The sequence below is a fragment of the Vagococcus fluvialis bH819 genome (assembly GCF_900163795.1).
Lineage (GTDB): Bacteria > Bacillota > Bacilli > Lactobacillales > Vagococcaceae > Vagococcus > Vagococcus fluvialis_A.
This window is the reverse complement of the sequence record NZ_FWFD01000008.1, coordinates 342,414-361,372: the sequence shown is the minus strand read 5'-3', so window position 1 is coordinate 361,372 and position 18,959 is coordinate 342,414. Positions and strand designations below refer to the sequence as shown.

Here is an 18,959-nt window from a genome sequence, read left to right as displayed (position 1 = left end):
ATGATATTTGATACACATACTCATCTAAATGTAGAGGCCTTTGAAAAAGAAATTCCGGAAGTGATTGAGCGTGCGCGTGAGTTAGACGTGACTGAGATGGCAGTTGTTGGTTTTGATACACCAACTATTACAAAATCATTGGCATTAAGCGAAACACATAAAGATATTTATAGTATTATTGGTTGGCATCCTACAGAGGCTGGCAGTTATACAAAGGAAATTGAGACGACTTTACAAAGCCAATTAGAAACACCGAAAGTCGTAGCTCTTGGCGAAATCGGCTTAGATTATCACTGGATGGAGGACCCTAAAGAGGTTCAAGATAAAATTTTCAGAAGACAAATTGCGATAGCCAAAGAAATGAATTTACCGATTAGTATCCACACCAGAGAGGCCATTGAGGATACCTACAAAATATTAAAAGAAGAAAAAATCCATAATATCGGTGGCATTATGCACAGTTTTAGTGGGGATGGCGAATGGGCAAAGCGCTTTTTGGATTTAGGCATGCATATTTCTTTTAGTGGCGTGGTGACGTTTAAAAAGGCTTTTGAAGTTCATGAGGCTGCGACGGTTGTTCCACTGGATAAGTTATTAGTAGAAACAGATGCTCCTTATTTAGCGCCTATGCCATATCGTGGTAAGAGAAACGAACCAGGATATACACGTTATGTAGCTGAAAAAGTTGCTGAATTAAGAAATCTTCCTTTTGAAGAGGTAGCAAACGTGACCAGAGAAAATGCCCATCGTTTATTTAGGATTGGTGAATAATGACAAAAAAAATAAGAATAGAAGAAATTATTGTTGTGGAAGGGAAATCTGATACAAAGCGAGTGCAACAAGTCGTAGAGGCAGATACGATAGAAACGAATGGCTCGGCTTTAAGTGAAGAAACGTTGCTCAAAATTGAACACGCTGAAAAAGTTAGAGGGGTCATTGTTTTTACAGATCCTGATTTTTCAGGCGAAAAAATACGTAAGCAAATAACTGAAGTGGTTCCAACAGCTAAACATGCCTTTATTTCGAGGAAAAAAGGGGAACCACAAAAAAAAGGAAATAGTCTAGGAGTAGAACACGCTAGTGATGAGACCATCATAGAAGCGTTAAGAAATGTTTCAACACCAACGACAGATTCTTTTGATTCAGAAATCGAAAATGAGGATTTAATTCGATTTGGTTTAATCGCTGGACCTCATGCAAAAGGAAGAAGAGAGTCGTTAGGCGAAAAATTAAATATTGGTTATACAAATGGCAAACAACTAAAGAAACGCTTGAAAATGTTTCATATTGAAAAAGAAATATTTACAAAAGCAATGAAAGAAATTTTAGAGGGTGAAAAGAATGAGTGAATATAAAGATATTGCAACACCAAGTCGAACGAAAGAAATTCTGAAAAAATATGGTTTTTCATTTAAGAAAAGTTTAGGTCAAAACTTCTTAACAGAACCTAATATTTTGAGAAATATAGCTGCTGCTGCTGAATTAACTGATCAAGATCGGATTATTGAAGTAGGTCCAGGAATTGGCGCTTTAACAGAACATTTAGCACGATCTAAAGGTGAAGTTTTAGCTTTTGAAATTGATCAACGCTTAATTGAAGTTTTAGATGATACGATGGAAATTTATGATAATGTGACGGTTATTAATGAAGATGTCTTGAAAGCGGACATAGAGACTGTTGCTAGAGAAACGTTTTCGACAGATGGTGGAATTAAAGTGGTGGCTAATTTGCCTTATTACATTACGACTCCCATTATGATGCATTTATTAATGTCTAATTTAGATATTGAGACAATGGTTGTGATGATGCAAAAAGAAGTAGCTGATAGAATTGCTGCTGTACCAAGTACGAAAGCGTACGGTTCATTATCAATCGCTGTTCAATATTACATGGAAGCAGAATTAGCGTTTATCGTTCCTAAGACAGCGTTTATTCCCCAACCTAATATTGACTCAGCTATCATTAAATTAACGAAGCGGACAACACCGATTGTTGAAGTGACAGATGAAAAATTCTTCTTTAAATTAACTAAATCAGCTTTTATGCAACGTAGAAAAACATTATGGAATAATTTAACTAGCTATTTTGGCAAAGATGAAGTTACTAAGGCGTGGTTAGAAAAATCATTAGCAGAATGTGAGATAGATCCAAAGCGTCGTGGAGAAACATTAAGTATTCAAGAATTTGGAGATTTATCCAATCGTCTAATAGCGAATAAAGAAGCCTAGTTATTAAGTAATGTTCGTTGACAAAACTCTGTTCACTCGTTATCATAGTTAAAAAAGATGTTGGAGATGGATAAAAATGAAAAAAAATTCAGTTCAATCATTAACGTATGCGGCGCTTTTAATCGCATTAGGAATTATGATACCCATGGTTATGCCTATAAAAATTGTGTTAGGGCCAGCTTCATATACACTGGCAAGTCATGTACCAGTATTTTTAGCCATGTTCGTGTCTCCTACAGTGGCAGTGTTAGTTGCTTTAGGAACGGCATTTGGCTTTTTTTTAACAACCCCTTTTATTATTGCAATTAGAGCATTGTCACATGTTATTTTTGCGTTTATTGGTGGTTGGTATTTATCAAAAAAACCTAATATAATTAGTTCACCTAAAAAAATGGTGGCTTTTAATGTAATAATTGGTTTAATCCATGCCATTTGTGAGACTTTGGTTGTCACAGTATTCTTTATGAATGGTAAGTTATCTACAGAAACTTATACGTCTGGCTTCTTTATGAGTGTAATTGTGTTTGTAGGGGTAGGTGGCTTTATTCATAGCATAGTTGATTTTACAATTGCTTTTTCAATTGCAGAAAAAATTGGCACAAAATTTAAATTACCGGTGTATTTGGCGGCAAAACAAATTAAGGTTAAATAATACGTGTACGAATAAAGGATTAGTTAGATAAATAAAAGAGGAGTTGACATTTAAGTCAACTCCTTTTAATTTTCACTTAGTTGGTTAATAAAAAGTGAAAAGAGGGAATAAATTTAATTAACGAATAACTTCTTCTGTTTCAGCATCAAAGAAATGACTCTTATTTAAGTTGAAAGCAAGTTCAATTTGTTCACCTGGAATATAGGCTGAACGAGCGTCTACTTTAGAGATAAATTCTGTTTGACCTGTACGAGTGTAAAGCATTGTTTCAGCACCTAATAATTCAGAAACAACGACTTCAGAATTCACAACACTATGTGGTGATGCATCTTTCACGATTGGTTCACTATGGATATCCTCTGGGCGAATACCAAAGACCACTTTTTTACCAGCGTAACCTTTTTCTTTAAGAACTTTAAATTTACCTTCTGGAACTTCAAGACGTAAATCATCACCATCTGTAATATAGCCATCTTCGCCTAGAGTAACGTTGAATAAATTCATTGCAGGTGAACCGATAAATCCAGCAACGAAAACGTTGTTTGGTGTGTCATACACTTCTTTTGGTGTACCGATTTGTTGGATGAAGCCGTCTTTCATAATAACGATACGATCAGCCATTGTCATCGCTTCTGTTTGGTCATGGGTAACATAGATAGTTGTTGTTTCTAAACGACGGTGTAATTTAGCAATTTCAGCACGCATAGCCACACGTAATTTAGCATCTAAGTTTGATAAAGGCTCATCCATTAAGAACACTTTAGCATCACGAACAATAGCACGACCTAAAGCCACACGTTGTCTTTGTCCACCTGATAAAGCGGCTGGTTTACGTTGTAAGTATTCAGTTAAACCTAAAATATCAGCAGCATTATCCACACGTTTTTGGATTTCAGCTTTGTCATATTTACGAAGTTTTAAACCAAATGCCATGTTATCAAAAACAGTCATATGTGGATATAATGCGTAGTTTTGGAATACCATAGCGATATCACGGTCTTTAGGAGCTACGTCATTTACCATGCGGTCTCCAATCCATAATTCGCCTTCTGAAATATCTTCAAGTCCAGCAACCATACGTAATGTTGTTGATTTACCACAGCCTGAAGGACCAACAAAAACGATAAATTCTTGATCTTGAATTTCTAAGTTAAAGTCTGTTACTGAATAATTTGGGTTACCATCATATTTTTTATGTATATGTTTTAATGCGATTTCTACCATGTCAAATTTCCTTCTTTCACTTCATTTGTTACATAGAGTATAATAGAAAATGTAATACGCTTACAATGTTAAAAGTGACCAATCATTTATGTCAAAATGACTAAAAAATAAATAAGGAGTGTTTTTTATGAAAATAGCATTAATAGCACATGACAAAAAGAAGAAAGATCTGATTGAGATAGCAAAAAAATATGAAAAAGTTTTTGAGAAACATGAATTATTTGCCACAGGGACGACAGGAACAAAAATCATGGAACAAACCAAGCTAAAAATTCATTGTTTTAAGTCAGGTCCACTGGGCGGAGATCAACAAATAGGAGCAAAAGTTTCGGAAGGTGAAATGGATATGATTATGTTTTTAAGGGATCCGTTAACACCACAACCTCATGAACCAGATGTTAACGCTTTAATTCGTCTGAGTGACGTCTATGAAATTCCGCTGGCGACTAACAAAAGTACGGCCATTTTATTGCTTAAAGAACTTCAAAATTTGTCGGAAAATTGACTGTTATCCCCTTTATTGTAATTATTAAATAATATGATATAGTTTTTAGTGTAAAAGAAAACAGAGTAGAAAATAAAGCGTCAAGTGCCGGTGTGATGGGATGTAGCTCACTGGACGAAAAGTGCTAGAGGAGCACTTGCGACATTATTTTCGCATTCGCTGCATATTGGATGTAGCAACTCTATCTAAAAAGGAGATGCTAGAATGGAAAAACAAGTTTTTACAACTAAGACAATCGCTTTAATGGGGGTCTTAATGGCTTTACGAATTATTTTGTCACAATTTTTATCAATTACAACGGGATTTGTTAAAATCAGCTTTTTCTTTATTCCAGTTGTGATTATGGCTATTTTATTTGGTCCAATTATTGCAGGATCGGCAAATGCATTATGTGATTTTATAGGTGCTATGCTATTTCCAGCGGGAGGAGCCTATTTCCCTGGATTTACATTAACAGCACTTTTAGCAGGTATTATTTATAGTAGTTTTTATCACAAAAAAGACTTAACATTAACACGTATTATTTTAGTAAATATTATCGTAACATTTGCTTTAAGTCTTCCTCTCAATACTTTGTGGCTATACATGATGCAAGGAAATGCAGTATTTGCATTCTTACCAGCACGTATCATTAGTTCAAGTATTATGTGTGTTATTCAAGTATTTATTACCTATTCTATGGTTAATATAAGAGTATTTCAAAAACAAATTATTAAATTTGGTTCATAGTAATTAAAAAGAGTATTTAAAAGTATTTAAATTCAAAAAAACGAGACTGACATTAGATCAGCCTCGTTTTTTTATGCTTGTTGTTTTGTAGCAGCGATTGAAATTTCTCGGATGGTTACTTCTTGAGGCATTTCATAAATAAAGAAAATTGATTCAGCTACTTTTTGAGGATCTAAAGTTAATCCTCCCATACTCTCTTTCCAAGAAACATAATCATTAAAAGATTGTTCGTTAGTCACATGAGTTAAAAGTTCAGTCTCAGCAGCTCCAGGAGAGATTAAAGAGACACGAACATGACTGTCTGCTACTTCTTGCCTAATAGTTTCAGTTAAACCGTGGACACCAAATTTACTAGCAGCATAAGCAGCATGGTCAAGAAAAGCCTTGAATCCAGCGATAGAGGAAACGTTAATAATTGTTCCATGATTTCTTTCGATCATATGACCTAGGACAGCTTTCATTCCGTTCAGAACACCAATAACGTTGGTTTGTAACATTTTTTGCCATTCTTCTTCATCTTGATCAAGAATATTACCTAAAAGCATAATTCCCGCATTATTTACTAATAAATCGGTTGGACCATGAATAGCTTCAGCTTTAGTAATGGCTTTTTGAAGCTCTTCTTTATTTGTCACATCGACATTTTCAATTAGAACATTATCAAAATTCAAAGGAAGTTCTTTAATTTTTTCTGTACGACGAGCTAATAATAATAGTGGAAATCCTTTAGAGTTAAATAATTGAGCAGTTTTAGCGCCAAATCCTGAGCTTGCACCTGTGATAACGATAAGTGGTTTAGTTGACATTTTTCTAACACATCCTTATATTTAATTGAATCTAATAAGAGAATAAACCTTGGAGTTAACTCCAAGTCAAGAGAAAAGAGTGAAAAAATGTATACAATAGGTGAGGTATCAAAAATAACCCATATTTCAACAGATACATTAAGATATTATGATAAAATTGGCTTACTACCATTTGTTAAAAGAAATGAATCTGGTCACCGTTCGTTTAGTGAAACAGATTTGAAATATTTAGAAGTTATTCAGTGTTTGAAACTCTCGGATGTTCCTGTTAAAGAAATTGGTCAATTTGTAGAATGGACTATGATGGGAGATTCAACTTTAATAGAAAGAAAAGACTTCTTTACAGAAAAAGAACAAGCTTTAGAAGCAAAAATAGAGTCGTTAGAAGCAATGTTATCATTTTTGAAATGGAAAAAATGGTACTACGAAACAGCTTGTGAAGCAAAAACAGAAACGATCCATTTTAAAAAAGGAACAAAATCTTTGGACCCAGAAGTCTTAAAACAGTATAATCAGAAACAAAGTGATGATAGAAGGAAAATAAGTGACACACCTCGTCATTATAAATAATAATATATAGGAGGATCTGTATGAAAAAGTATGAATATTTAATATTTGACTTAGATAATACGTTATTAAATTTTAGCATGTCTGAATACTATGCTCTAAAGGCGCTATTTACTAAATATGGTGTTATTTTTAATGAAGAAACGTTAGCGGAGTATAAAGAAATTAATCACGAACTTTGGACAAAATTAGAAGAAGGTCGCATAAAAAAAGAAATAGTTCTAGAAACAAGATTTACTAAGTTTTTTGGAAGGAAAGGCATTGTAGTAGATGGAAAAACAGCAGATAATGATTATCGAAAATTATTAGAGAGTCGAAATGACATTATGAAAGATGCCGTTGAGTTGTTAACAGAATTAAAAAATTCAGGTTATATTATTTATGCTGGAACAAACGGAGTAGGAAGGACTCAAAGACAACGTTTAAAAAATGCTAAAATGAGTTCTTTTTTCACAGAGTTATATATATCAGAAGAGGTAGGATTTGAGAAACCAGATGTACGATTTTTTGATACTATTTTTAATCAAGAGGGAATAACAGACCTTTCTAAAGTATTAATGATTGGTGATAGTCTAAGCTCTGATATTAGAGGAGCTAACAGAGTTGGGATTGATTCGGTGTGGTTAAACAACTTTTCGGACACATACGGAGAAGATAGTCCAATATATGAGTGCAATAGCTTAAGACAAATAAAAATATTATTAAAAAAGTAACAAGAGCTCTGTATTGTTAAGTATCTAACATGTTATAATGGATGTGTAGAAATTGAACAAAAAGGAGTGATTTAATGAAACGACTAATTATGAAGCAAGGTGAAACAAGTATCCATGAATTGGTTACCATTGTCAATCAAAAAGGAAAAGACGAGTACAATCTATCTATGTCCTCTGTGAAAAAAACTCCTAGAATAACAATTACACATGTAAGTAAAACTTCAGAAGCGACGGTTAATGAAATAAGATTAGAAACCGTAGAAAGATTTGTTATTGAAGTCGACAGAAAAGTTATTTTTATAATTGAAAAAGAAAAAAATTCAAAAGATTATATTGTTAAAAGTGACAAAATGTTTATAGAAGGTGACTTAAATAAGATGTCATTTGATATCATGTTAGGCTATCGAAAAGTCGCAAAAGTCCGTGAACGGTGGATTTCAATAGGTGAATCTTATGAATTAACGGTCTTTGAACATGAGAATGAAGTTGCGCTAGTTGCTTTACTAGCAACACTTGATTTTGTGAAATACAACACTAATGAACATTCATAAAAAAACCGAGATCAAACTTTAATAGTTTAATCTCGGTTTTTTTTATGAATGTTTAAATTGAGCATGATATAAAGTATAATAAAAACCATTTTTAATCTCTAGGAGTTTGTCATGGGTTCCAATCTCTACAACATGACCTTGATCCATCACCATGATTTTGTCAGCCTCTCTGATAGTAGATAAACGATGGGCGATAATAAAACTTGTTTTGTTCCTCATCATTTTTAAGAAAGCCGTTTGAATTTGTTGCTCAGTTAAAGTATCAACAGAACTAGTAGCTTCATCTAAAATCAACATCTTGGGTTGACTAATCATTGTGCGAGCAATTGTTAAAAGTTGTTTTTGACCATCAGAAATAATCAAATCACTTTGGCCTAGCAATGTATTAAATTTGTTAGGTAAGGTATCAATAAAATGATAAATAGAAGCTTCTTTACAAGCTAAGATAACTTGCTCTTTAGTTGCATTAGGATTACCAAAAGTTAAGTTATCCCAAATTGTGCCATCAAAAAGCCATGTCTCTTGAAGGACCATCCCAAATGATTGTCTCAGTTTGTCACGAGGAATATCTTGAATAGGGATGTCATCAATTGAAATTTGACCTTTAGTAACATCATAAAAACGCATTAAAAGATTAACTAATGTAGATTTACCAGCGCCAGTTTTCCCAACAATTGCTACTGTTTCACCTGGTTGAACGACTAAATTAAAATCTTCAATCAATGTTTGATTATCTTGATAGGAGAAATCAACATTTTTAAAAATAATTTTTCCAGAAATAACATCAAAATTTGAAGTAAGTAGACTATCAGGAAGTTCTTCTTTTTGATCCATTAAATGAAAGACACGATCTAATCCTGCAATTGCCGTTTGAATTTGAGTAGTAATTCCGGATAATTCAATAAATGGTTTTGAAAACTGGCTAGAATAGATGATGAAACTTGTAATAATCCCAATAGTCATCGTCTCTGGTGAATTAATGACAAGTAATCCTCCAATTACACCAATCAAAAGATAGCCTAAATGGTCAATAAATCGTGATAAAGGATTTGTTAAAGAAGAGATAAATTGAGCTTTTTGTCCCACTTCTTGTAATCTAGTATTCAGTATTTCAAAATTATTTTGAGATGTTTCTTCAAACTGAAAAGCTTTAATTACTTTTTGCTGATAAATAGTTTCTGATAAAAATCCCGAAATATCACCTACTGTTTTCTGCTGTAGAGTGAATTTTTTTTGACTTTTTGTAGCTACTACCCAGTTAACTAAAAAGATTAAAGCGGTTGAAATAAGTACGATGATAGTGAGAGTTGTACTCAGGCTAAACATACTTATCAAGGAAATAATAACAATCGTCATTCCAGAAAAGACATTATTAAAAATTAAAGCGCACGCTTCAGAAACGTAATCTAGATCATTAGTAAAACGACTCATGATATCTCCGTGAGCAGTTTGATCATAGTATTTTAAAGGTAGTTGGTTAAGATGATAGAAGGCATCTTTCCGAAGTTTAGCAACTGAAAAGTAAGCCACTCTATTACCTAAAATTTGAATAATCCACTGAGAAAAAGTAGTGACAACAGTAATGCCAAGTAGCAACGAAATAATGTGAAATAGTTTATTAAAATTAACTTGTTGCAGTCCAATCATGGTATCAATTGATTGGCCAATAAAATAGGTCATGGCAACAACTGAAACACCATTTATCAAACCAAAAAAAGTAGCGAGAAATATTTCTTTTTTAAAAGCAGTTAAATATGTCAAAAAACGTTGAGGACTTTTTGCAGAAAAACTTTTTCTACGCATGTTTAATCTCCTCCTTTTCTGATTGCGATTGAACAATTTGTTGATAGATAACTGATTGTTTTGATAAGGAATCATGTGTACCAAATCCCACCTGTTTACCCTCATCTAGTACAAGTAGGGCATCAGCTTCTTTAACAGAAGAAACACGTTGAGAAATGATAATGATGGTGGATTCGTTAAAATGTTTTTTTAAAGCTTGCCTGATAAGAAAATCAGTCTGATAATCAAGGGCACTCAAGCAATCATCCATAATTAAAAGATCTGGTTTTCGTATAAGGGCACGTGCAATACTGAGGCGTTGTTTCTGACCCCCAGAAAAATTTTGACCTTGAGCGAAGACTTGAGCATCTAATTTTTCAGGAAGAGATTCTACAAAATCAAGACATTGGGCCCATTTCAACGCTTCAAAACACTCTGCGTCTGTTGCGTCTGGTTTCCCAATAAGTAAATTACTGCGAATCGTTCCACTAAATAGAGCACTTTTTTGTGGAACGATGGCGATATGCTCTCTCAAGTCTCCAGTTTTATAAGTGGTAACCTCTTTTTCATTAACAGAAATACAACCTTTAGTTGGTGGATAAAAATAAGGAATTAATTGAATCAGGGTACTTTTTCCACTTCCGGTTGGGCCGATGATGCCTAGTGTTTGATTTTTATCTAGTGAAAAAGTTAGATTTTTTAAAACATAACCACTATTTTCCGTATACTTAAATGAAACATCATCAAAAACTAAAAGCTTTTTTTTATTCCAAGAAGTTGTAATTATATCTTCATTAGATGTTTCAATTTGAGGCGATATTTCTAAAATTTCATTCACTCGTTCAGCAGAAGCAAAGGCACGAGTAAAGATGACGACTAAATTTGAAACAACTACAAGAGCAAGTAACATCTGAGTCATGTAATTGATTAGTGCTAGGACTTGTCCAGCTTGTAGATGACCTAAATTAACATTGATTCCACCAAAATAAAGAATGGCAATAATAGCTAAATTCATAATGAAAATGGTACTAGGCGAAAGGAGAGCCGAAAGATTGGTAACATTTTTATAAGCAATTGCTAAATCATCACTAACTTCTCCAAAATGTTTAATCTCTTTTTCTTTTTTAGAAAAAGCACGAATCACTCGGACACCGCTTAAATTACCACTAATTGTAGCGTTTAAACGATCAATTTTTTGTTGTACTTTTTTATACAATGGGACTGTTTTTTTCATAATAAAAAATAAAATAATTGAAAAAATAGGAATAGTTAATAAAAAGATAACGCCCATTTGTACATCAATATAAAAGGCCATAATAATTGAACCGATACTAAGAAAAGGTGCTCTGATAACCAAACGAATTAACATGGCAAGAGCTAATTGAAGTTGGTTGATATCACTAGTAGCTCTAGTGATTAATGTGGATGAACCGAAATGATCGATTTCTTGATGAGAAAATTGGTTGATTTTTTTCATAACGGCGTTGCGAAGTTCAGTTCCAAATCCTTGTGAAGCAATTGAAGAATAATACTGACAAATCATGACGCAAATTAGGCCAATAATTGACATGATAAGCATATAAACGCCCATTTTTATTGCATATTCTGAATTTTGTTGTCTAATTCCTTGATCAATTAATTTTGCCATATAAAGAGGAAGGAACAGTTCAAGAACGGCTTCAAGTAATTTAAAAAAAGGGCCTAAAATAAGTTGTTTTTTATATTTATTTGCATAACGCATGAGTGATAACATAGAAGCATCCTTTCTAATATTTATTTAACTAGTCACATTGTACGTCAAAGAGTTTTAATTTTAAAGGAAAGGACTCAGATTAAATTGATTGTTAAAAGAAAAATTCACGAACAATCAATTTTTTGATTGTCCGTGAATTTTTGTGTGTTCTATATGACTGAATAAGATAAATAGCTTTAATTTAAGTATGTTTTTATTGTTTCAATCCACTCTTGCTCGTTATTAATAATTTTTCCGTTTAATTTGATTAAACCAGCTGTATAGAGATTAACGTAAGGAAATTGAGATTCAGCCACGTCGTTTAGAGCCTCTATTTTTTGTTGATTAGAAGCTCCCTGTTGTCTAGAATCAGTGAATAAAGCCAGAATAGGAATACCTGCTTGATAAGCAACGCCAATCTCAGAAGCAACACCAACGTCAATGCTTGCGCCATCTAAAATAGCAACGACTAATTTACTATTCAATAAGGCTTCGGTATCATATTTTGCAATCATCATCGCATTTGCATAACTTTCTTTATTGTTAATATCACCTTGCTCTTGTGGAACATAAAAAGATTCATCAGGATATTTCTTGCGAATCTTATTAACGAGATGGTCGTTATATTGACGCTCCATGTCTGAAAATAGTGGGCTTGCAAAGTAAATTTGTTTTGTCATAAAAAAAACTCCTAACTATTACGTGATATGTATAGCTTAGCTTAAACTGTAATAATTTGTAAAGAGATTGTTACAAAGGGAGAGTTATCTTCTTGTATAATTAGGACAGAATTAAATTGGACGGTATAAATGAAAGGTGTTGTCGTTGTTGAAAGTAAAAGGGTTATCCGTAATGCTTTTATCTGTTGTTGCTTTGTCGGTATCACCAGTGATGTCTTTAGCTGCATCGAATGAAGAAGCAGTAAAAAAAGAAAGCACTGTGATTAGCAGTAAGATAGATAAAGCATTGGAGTCAGTTAACGTAAAATATCAAGAAGTTGAAACTTTAAAAACAGAAGTTTCAGAAGCAGAAGTTACAATTAAAGAAACAGAAAAAAATATAGAAAAAACTGAAGCAAGTATTACTAAAAGAACTGAGGTTATGGCTGGACGCATGCAAAATATCCAATCAAATGGTTCTTCGTTTAATTTAGTAGACGCTTTGTTGTCATCCGGAAATATATCAGATTTCTTTAATCGTGCCTATGCAATGACTGTTTTACAAGGTGCAGAGAAATCTAAAGTCGATTCACTTGCAGAAGATAAAGAAAAACTAGATGAATTGAAAACAAGCTTAGAAGAAAACAAAACAACATTGACTGAAAAACAAAGCTCAATGGAACAAGAAGCTAGTACATTAGAGAAAGATGTCTCTTCTTTAAAAAATGAATTAAGCAATAATCAAGCAGCGTTAGAAAAATTATCTAATGAACGCGTCGTTAAGGAAGCGCAAGCTAAAAAAGCGGCAGTTGAAGTAGCTAATCGTAAAGAAGTGGAAGCAAAATCACAAGTACACGTAGCAAAAGAAAAAACAAGTGTATCTTCTAGCGAAGTTAAAGAAACGACAACTTCAGAATCAACAGAAGAATCAGTAGACGTAACACCACCAACAGCACCAGAACAACCTGCTCAACCGAGTACTGGTGGTCAATCTATGCAAATGGAAGCAACAGGATATTCATATACACAACCTGGATTGAGTTACTTTACAGCAACAGGTATTGACTTACGCAAGAATTCACGTGTTATCGCTGTAGATCCCAATACAATTCCATTAGGATCAGTAGTTGAAGTATCAGGTTATGGTATTGCTGTAGCAGGAGACACTGGTGGGGATATTAAAGGTAACCGTATTGATTTACATTACAACACAATCGAAGAATGTAGACAGTTTGGTCGTCGTACAGTAAGTGTTACAGTTAAATAATAAAATTTAAAACTTGAGAATTCATTCTCAAGTTTTTTTTATTCCACTAGTCTGCTTTACATAGTAGTTGGAGATTGATATAATCTATCTACTATGTAAAACAAACTAGTTAGGAGGGGTGATGTGAAACAAACTCAGTTACTCAAAGGTGTTCTTGAAGGTTGTGTATTAGCAATTATTCAAAAAGAAAAAATTTATGGTTATGAGCTAGTCCAAGAACTTAGAAAGTCAGGTTTTGATGATATTGTTGGTGGTACGGTTTATCCATTACTTCAGAAACTGGAAAAACAAGCAGCTATTATAGGGGATATGCAGTCTTCACCAGATGGGCCAGATAGAAAATATTATATTTTAACTGAAATAGGGAATGAGAGGTTATTAGAATTTAAAGAGCAGTGGTTGCTTTTAACAAACAATGTTGATCACATTTTAGAAGGAGACGAAATAAAATAAAATGACTAAAGAAGAAAAATTGATTGAAGAAAATAATGTTTTACGGGAAAAATTAACATCAGAGAATAAAGAATACTATGAAAAAATATTAATTTATATCAGAACTAAGTCTTTATTTCGTGCTGAACTAGACATAGAACTTATTTTAATAGAATTACTAAATGATATCTTAGAAGCACAAAGTAATGGTGAAAGCGCAGAAAAATATTTTGGAGAAAATCCTCAACCAATGCTAGATAAACTATTGGATCAACTACCAAAGATAGCAACTAATAAAAAAGTGACATTGGTTTTAATGATTTTTGGGATTAGTTCACTCTTTTCATTGTTTTCTAGCTTAACAAGAATTAATCCGAGTATAAATGTTCTCACCTTAATACTTAACGGGCTGATCAGTTTAGCTTTTGTTAAGCTTATATTTTGGATGATAAATCAATTTACGTTTAAGCCGAATACAAAAAAGAAAAAAGAATATAGTATAGTTTTTTTGATTAGTTTTCTTTTTATTGGTTTAACTTTTGTATCGAACTATTTAGGTAGCCTGTGGTTAAGTATATCAGTTCCTTCAATGACAGGCTTAGTTATTACTTGGAGTGGTTTAGTCATCTATTCATTATGGGTTTTACTAAAAAAGAAAAGAGAATATTATTATTCAATTGTGAGTTTAGCCCTTCTTAACCTAATCCCTACTATTCAATATATTCCAAGTGCCAAAGTATTATTAGCGACTAATACAAACAAAACCATTTTCATTGTCTTAATTTTAGTTTTGATTTACGGCTCAATGTATTTAAATTTCAAAAAAACAAAATAAATGAAATATGGATCAATTCACTTGAACAAAATAAAACACCCAATGAGGGGGATCATTGGGTGTTTCTTGTTGTTAAAAATTATTTATAGGAGTTGTATCTACGTGATGATTTAGAAAAATATTGCGTTAGGCAATATATAATAACTAAAACCATCGCTAATTTGATCATGACTGCGACTAAACCGACAATAAAGGGTAATAATTTTAGGCCTATAAGTATGATTAGCGCAATGACTATCACGCGAAGCCAGCTATTTTTTTCATTCATCTGATTTCTCTCCTGTCTTGTTGATGTCTTAATAATAGCATCAGCTTGAAGAAGAGACGTCATGCTTAGGTCCTATTTTTATGGTAGACCTTTAGCAGAATTGAGGCTACAGCGCTTGTCGCAATACCTGCGATAAGGGCTTCAGGAACACCGTTAATTAAGATAACGGAAAGAACAGCTTTGTATAGACCAGCTCCGATTACCATTTGTTTAGCAGTAGCATAAGCATCTTGAAAAACAAAATAAATTAGGTTCATCACGAGGATAGTATTTATTAAAGAACCAGAAACACCAGCGATGAAAAGAGCAGTGTTTGACTTAAGTTCTTTTTTTTGTAGCCATTTAAAGACATAAAAGGGAATGACTCCTGTTAAAATTCTTGGAACTAAGGCAATAACTAATGCCCAAAGACTAGTTTCATTCGTTCCAAGAACGGGAATAAAAGGTGAGAAAGCAAAAGACAATGCAGAAGGAGCAGTAGTATTGATAACAATACTTAAAATTCCAAAAGTTAAACCTAAAAAAGCACCAATTCGTGGTCCTAGAATGATTGCTCCTATAATAACTGGGACATGAACCAATGTGGCTTTAATAAATCCTAAATTAATAAAACCTAGTGGCGTGAAAGAAAATAAAAGAATAATAGACAAAAAAATGGCTGTTAAAGTTAATTGTTTTGTTTTCAAGATTAGTTTACTCCTTAGATTGATTTAAAATACGACAAACGGTAGCAACAATGATGTCAACATCTTCCAATGCCCCTTTGCCGTAATCCCCACAAGCTAATAAACTTGTTTTAGGCTCGATAAGCTGATAACCATAACGCTCTAATTTCCTTAAATTATCTTGTATTGCTAAATTTTCATACATATAAGTGTTCATAGCTGGAGCAATTAATTTAGGAATATCATGAACAGCTAAAGCTGTTGTCGATAACATATCATCAGCGATTCCATTGGCTATTTTTCCTATGATATTTGCTGATGCTGGTGCGACTAAAAACAAATCAGCTCGCTTAACTAAATCAATATGGTTAATTTCCATAGGATTATCTTCTAGCATGACATCTGTGTGCACACTATTTTTGGATAAAACTTGCAATGTTAGTGCCGGAATGATTTTAGTGCTATTATTTGTCATAATAACTTCGACATCAATGTTCTTTTTCTTTAATTGGCTCGTAATATCAGCTGCTTTATAAGCAGATATACTAGCGGAAATACCAAGTAAGACAGTTGGCATAATAAGACTCCTTTTTATTTTGATACTATTATTTTTTTGATTCCCTGAGCAATTTCTTTTTTTGTGGTGTAACGTTGTTCGATTCCGTCTTTTGAGATAAGTAAAGCTAGATGTTGCGAGTCTTTGATGTGGATTAAATCGTTAGCTAGAATCAAGTCAGCATGATTCTTAACAATGCTTTCTTGTGCAACAGAAACTAAGTTCTCTTCAGGAACATCAACTAGTAATTTGAAACCAATTAAGTAAGTGTTAGGTTGCCACTGTTTGATGTGACCAATAATTTTAGGTGCTTTCTTCATCATCAAAATAAGTTTGTCGTTTTTAGAGCTGATTTTTTTTTGCTTATTTTGAGGAATATTATCAGAATGAAGCAGACTATTTTTTATGATAGTTGTTAAGTCCTCTGGTGTTTCAAATGAATTCTTCAGCACATCTTCAGCAATTTTTTTTGCTAAGAGTTCTTCATCAGTTGCAACATCTAATTCATAATCACTGACTGCCATACTATGGATGACGTAATCAAAAGAAATAGTTGTTAGTAGTGTCTCCATGATATTATAAAGTTCTTTGACAGAGGCAATTGGATAAAACTGACAATTTTGATTATCAGGTAAAACAGCTTGCGGACCATGGACGTAGTGAATCGCTAGCGACTCTTCTTTTAAAGCTAGCGCAATTTCTTTGCCTAAACGCCCTGTGGCATGATTGGTCAGATGGCGGACATCATCTATTTTTTCAGAAGTACCACCAGAAGTAATTAGTATGTTCATGTTTATAACTCCTATTTAACGAATGTCTTCGATTATTTTGTGACTGGAATTGAAAGACTCATTGACGATAGTTACTGCTAATTTCTTTAAAGGGACAGGAAATGCTTTTGTGGCCGTCTTTTTAATAAACGGAAGATGTGCTGCCACTTTAATGACAACTCCCTGTGTGTAAACAAAAGGTCTTTTTTTTGTCGTTACCAAACCACTTCTAATAATAATGGTTGGGTTATTTTTTTGGAATAATTCAGCTTCGGCTTTTCTTTTAGCTTCAATATAGCCAAAAGGTCCTACTTTCGCTGATAAGAAAAGATAAGGTGCGTGTTTGAACTGAGCTTCTTCACTGATTAAGTGATTGGCTTGAACAATTAATTTTTCATAAGTCAGACCCTTTTTTTTATTTTCAAAAAAAATACCGATTAAGTTAATACAAGATGTTTCGGATGAAATATAGTTTTTCCAAGAATCGTCTTTAAAAATATCTATGCTAAGCCAAGTGATGAGAGGCGAAGACATCCAAAGTTCTGCCTCTGTAGGTTTTCCATGTTTTGAAATACTAATTACTGGTATTTCACGGTTTATAGCTTCTTGACAGACGCCTTGACCAATGAAACCACTACCACCAAAAATAATAAGAGGTGCTCTCATAAAAATTAGCTCCTTTCTCATGATTTATATGGTACTCATTTTAACATACTCTTGAAAACTAAGGGTTAAAAGGATGATGTTTACTTTTATTTAAGCCGAAAAATTGATAGAATGAACAAAGTAGCTAATAAGAAAAGAGGACAAAATTCATGCGAATTTTATTTTGCGGAGACGTAGTAGGTTCATTAGGAAGAGATACAATCACCACTTATTTACCAAAATTAAAAAAGAAGTACCGCCCACAAGTCACTATCATTAATGGTGAGAATGCAGCAGCAGGTCGCGGTATTACTGAAAAAATATATAAAAAATTCCTCCAAGATGGAGCAGATGTGGTAACATTGGGCAACCATACATGGGATAATCACCAGATTTTTGAATTTATAGATGAGGCTAAGAAGATGGTTCGCCCTGCCAATTTTCCAAAAGCCACAACACCAGGCGTTGGCATGGTGTTTGTTAAAGTCAATCAGGTGGAATTAGCCGTTATTAATTTACAAGCTCGTGCTTTTATGACGGCAATTGATGATCCCTTCACAGTGATTGATGAATTAATAGCCGAAGCCAGTGAACGTACACCAAATATTTTTGTAGATTTCCACGGAGAAACGACGAGTGAAAAGCAAGCAATGGCTTGGTATATAGATGGTCGTGTTTCAGCAATTGTGGGGACACATACCCATGTACAGACTAATGATGCTAGAATTTTACCACAAGGAACTGGTTATATCACAGATGTGGGGATGACGGGACCTTATGATGGTATTTTAGGAATGGATAGAACAGCTGTTATCGAAAAATTTAGAACAGCGTTACCTCATCGCTTTGAAGTGGTGACAGAGGGACGTGAGTTATTATCTTACTGTGTGATTGACATTGATGATACAACAGGGAAAACGAAAAAAATCGAAGCAGGATTAATTAATCCTGATCGTCCATTTAAAGAGTAAGGAGCTAATAAGTATGTTAGATCGTGAATTTCAATACGAAGAAAAAATCGCAAAAACGTTAGAAAACTTATTAGATAAGCTTGGTGAGAATGAAATTATTAGTTCATATAAAGAAATCGCTCAAAAAGTAGATCAACACGAAGGTTTGAAAGAATTAGTAGAGAATATTAAAGCACATCAAAAAGATGCGGTTCAATACGCACACTATGACAAACCAGAAGCAGAAAAGATAGCCATTCGATTAGCAAATGAAAAACAAAAAGAATTTGACGAACATCCGTTGGTGATTGTTTACCGAGAAAAATTAATTGAAGCCAATGATTTATTACAACATATGACCCATTTATTAGAAAAAAGTGTGAATGATGGTTTAGAAGAAAAATTAGAACATAAGAAATAGA

The 18,959-nt window shown here is 33.3% G+C and carries 23 protein-coding genes and 1 riboswitch; of the genes, 14 read left to right on the top strand and 9 right to left on the bottom strand.

What is annotated here, in order from left to right; genetic code table 11:
- From FM121_RS05845 to FM121_RS05830, 4 genes are all read left to right on the top strand, one after another.
- The gene (locus FM121_RS05845) at positions 1 to 771 is read left to right on the top strand and encodes a TatD family hydrolase (protein ID WP_086951224.1); all 771 of its coding nucleotides are present in this window, start codon (positions 1 to 3) and stop codon (positions 769 to 771) included.
- Complete coding sequence (gene rnmV, locus FM121_RS05840) at positions 771 to 1,349, top strand: ribonuclease M5 (RefSeq protein WP_086951223.1); 579 nt, start codon at positions 771 to 773, stop codon at positions 1,347 to 1,349. Before FM121_RS05845 ends, rnmV begins: the two co-directional genes overlap by 1 nt.
- Positions 1,342 to 2,229 carry a 16S rRNA (adenine(1518)-N(6)/adenine(1519)-N(6))-dimethyltransferase RsmA gene (gene rsmA, locus FM121_RS05835; RefSeq protein ID WP_086951222.1) on the top strand — a complete coding sequence of 296 codons (888 nt, stop codon included), beginning with the start codon at positions 1,342 to 1,344 and terminating at the stop codon, positions 2,227 to 2,229. The genes rnmV and rsmA overlap by 8 nt, the downstream gene beginning before the upstream one ends.
- 76 nt (positions 2,230 to 2,305) lie before the next feature.
- On the top strand, positions 2,306 to 2,881 hold the full coding sequence (locus tag FM121_RS05830) for a hypothetical protein (RefSeq protein WP_086951221.1): 576 nt from the start codon (positions 2,306 to 2,308) through the stop codon (positions 2,879 to 2,881).
- Between the two features lie 117 nt (positions 2,882 to 2,998).
- Here FM121_RS05830 and FM121_RS05825 read toward each other — a convergent pair whose 3' ends face one another.
- Positions 2,999 to 4,105, bottom strand: a complete 1,107-nt coding sequence (locus FM121_RS05825; protein WP_086951220.1) for an ABC transporter ATP-binding protein — start codon at positions 4,103 to 4,105, stop codon at positions 2,999 to 3,001.
- A 127-nt stretch (positions 4,106 to 4,232) separates the two neighbouring features.
- Here FM121_RS05825 and FM121_RS05820 point away from each other — a divergent pair, with 127 nt between their 5' ends.
- Positions 4,233 to 4,610 carry a methylglyoxal synthase gene (locus FM121_RS05820; protein WP_086951219.1) on the top strand — a complete coding sequence of 126 codons (378 nt, stop codon included), beginning with the start codon at positions 4,233 to 4,235 and terminating at the stop codon, positions 4,608 to 4,610.
- Between the two features lie 59 nt (positions 4,611 to 4,669).
- Positions 4,670 to 4,774: riboswitch (THF riboswitch) on the top strand.
- A gap of 40 nt (positions 4,775 to 4,814) precedes the next feature.
- On the top strand, positions 4,815 to 5,339 hold the full coding sequence (locus tag FM121_RS05815; RefSeq protein ID WP_086951218.1) for a folate family ECF transporter S component: 525 nt from the start codon (positions 4,815 to 4,817) through the stop codon (positions 5,337 to 5,339).
- 71 nt (positions 5,340 to 5,410) lie between these two features.
- Here the strand turns inward: FM121_RS05815 and FM121_RS05810 are convergent, their stop codons facing one another.
- On the bottom strand, positions 5,411 to 6,145 hold the full coding sequence (locus tag FM121_RS05810; protein WP_086951217.1) for an SDR family oxidoreductase: 735 nt from the start codon (positions 6,143 to 6,145) through the stop codon (positions 5,411 to 5,413).
- A gap of 87 nt (positions 6,146 to 6,232) precedes the next feature.
- Here FM121_RS05810 and FM121_RS05805 point away from each other — a divergent pair, with 87 nt between their 5' ends.
- From FM121_RS05805 to FM121_RS05795, 3 genes are all read left to right on the top strand, one after another.
- On the top strand, positions 6,233 to 6,715 hold the full coding sequence (locus FM121_RS05805) for a MerR family transcriptional regulator (protein ID WP_086951216.1): 483 nt from the start codon (positions 6,233 to 6,235) through the stop codon (positions 6,713 to 6,715).
- A 20-nt stretch (positions 6,716 to 6,735) separates the two neighbouring features.
- On the top strand, positions 6,736 to 7,425 hold the full coding sequence (locus FM121_RS05800) for a YjjG family noncanonical pyrimidine nucleotidase (protein WP_086951215.1): 690 nt from the start codon (positions 6,736 to 6,738) through the stop codon (positions 7,423 to 7,425).
- 74 nt (positions 7,426 to 7,499) lie between these two features.
- Positions 7,500 to 7,976 carry a hypothetical protein gene (locus FM121_RS05795; protein ID WP_086951214.1) on the top strand — a complete coding sequence of 159 codons (477 nt, stop codon included), beginning with the start codon at positions 7,500 to 7,502 and terminating at the stop codon, positions 7,974 to 7,976.
- 42 nt (positions 7,977 to 8,018) lie between these two features.
- Here FM121_RS05795 and FM121_RS05790 read toward each other — a convergent pair whose 3' ends face one another.
- From FM121_RS05790 to FM121_RS05780, 3 genes are all read right to left on the bottom strand, one after another.
- A complete protein-coding gene (locus FM121_RS05790) occupies positions 8,019 to 9,779 on the bottom strand; it encodes an ABC transporter ATP-binding protein (protein WP_086951213.1) in 1,761 nt (586 codons plus the stop codon).
- Complete coding sequence (locus FM121_RS05785; protein WP_086951212.1) at positions 9,772 to 11,511, bottom strand: ABC transporter ATP-binding protein; 1,740 nt, start codon at positions 11,509 to 11,511, stop codon at positions 9,772 to 9,774. Before FM121_RS05785 ends, FM121_RS05790 begins: the two co-directional genes overlap by 8 nt.
- 176 nt (positions 11,512 to 11,687) lie before the next feature.
- Positions 11,688 to 12,170 carry a nucleoside 2-deoxyribosyltransferase gene (locus FM121_RS05780; RefSeq protein WP_086951211.1) on the bottom strand — a complete coding sequence of 161 codons (483 nt, stop codon included), beginning with the start codon at positions 12,168 to 12,170 and terminating at the stop codon, positions 11,688 to 11,690.
- 145 nt (positions 12,171 to 12,315) lie between these two features.
- Here FM121_RS05780 and FM121_RS14715 point away from each other — a divergent pair, with 145 nt between their 5' ends.
- From FM121_RS14715 to FM121_RS05765, 3 genes are all read left to right on the top strand, one after another.
- Positions 12,316 to 13,416 (top strand): 3D domain-containing protein, encoded by a 1,101-nt coding sequence (locus tag FM121_RS14715; RefSeq protein ID WP_143597062.1) that lies wholly within the window; start codon positions 12,316 to 12,318, stop codon positions 13,414 to 13,416.
- Between the two features lie 123 nt (positions 13,417 to 13,539).
- The gene (locus tag FM121_RS05770) at positions 13,540 to 13,869 is read left to right on the top strand and encodes a PadR family transcriptional regulator (RefSeq protein ID WP_086951209.1); all 330 of its coding nucleotides are present in this window, start codon (positions 13,540 to 13,542) and stop codon (positions 13,867 to 13,869) included.
- 1 nt (position 13,870) lies between these two features.
- Positions 13,871 to 14,683 (top strand): DUF1129 family protein, encoded by an 813-nt coding sequence (locus FM121_RS05765; protein WP_086951208.1) that lies wholly within the window; start codon positions 13,871 to 13,873, stop codon positions 14,681 to 14,683.
- Positions 14,684 to 15,016: 333 nt separating this feature from the next.
- Here the strand turns inward: FM121_RS05765 and FM121_RS05755 are convergent, their stop codons facing one another.
- The 4 genes from FM121_RS05755 to FM121_RS05740 are packed head-to-tail and all read right to left on the bottom strand — an operon-like array spanning position 15,017 to position 17,608.
- Positions 15,017 to 15,640, bottom strand: coding sequence for an ECF transporter S component (locus FM121_RS05755; protein ID WP_086951206.1), 624 nt, complete (start codon positions 15,638 to 15,640; stop codon positions 15,017 to 15,019).
- Positions 15,641 to 15,644: 4 nt separating this feature from the next.
- Complete coding sequence (locus FM121_RS05750; protein ID WP_086951205.1) at positions 15,645 to 16,193, bottom strand: phosphopantothenoylcysteine decarboxylase; 549 nt, start codon at positions 16,191 to 16,193, stop codon at positions 15,645 to 15,647.
- 14 nt (positions 16,194 to 16,207) lie between these two features.
- Entirely contained in the window at positions 16,208 to 16,963 is a 756-nt protein-coding gene (gene coaB / locus FM121_RS05745) for a phosphopantothenate--cysteine ligase (protein WP_086951204.1), read from the bottom strand.
- Positions 16,964 to 16,978: 15 nt separating this feature from the next.
- On the bottom strand, positions 16,979 to 17,608 hold the full coding sequence (locus tag FM121_RS05740; RefSeq protein WP_086951203.1) for a hypothetical protein: 630 nt from the start codon (positions 17,606 to 17,608) through the stop codon (positions 16,979 to 16,981).
- A 149-nt stretch (positions 17,609 to 17,757) separates the two neighbouring features.
- Here FM121_RS05740 and FM121_RS05735 point away from each other — a divergent pair, with 149 nt between their 5' ends.
- Together FM121_RS05735 and FM121_RS05730 are read left to right on the top strand one after the other, a co-directional pair.
- Positions 17,758 to 18,558 carry a TIGR00282 family metallophosphoesterase gene (locus FM121_RS05735; protein ID WP_086951202.1) on the top strand — a complete coding sequence of 267 codons (801 nt, stop codon included), beginning with the start codon at positions 17,758 to 17,760 and terminating at the stop codon, positions 18,556 to 18,558.
- A gap of 13 nt (positions 18,559 to 18,571) precedes the next feature.
- Positions 18,572 to 18,958 carry a YlbF family regulator gene (locus FM121_RS05730; protein ID WP_086951201.1) on the top strand — a complete coding sequence of 129 codons (387 nt, stop codon included), beginning with the start codon at positions 18,572 to 18,574 and terminating at the stop codon, positions 18,956 to 18,958.
- The last annotated feature ends 1 nt before the right edge of the window (position 18,959 follow it).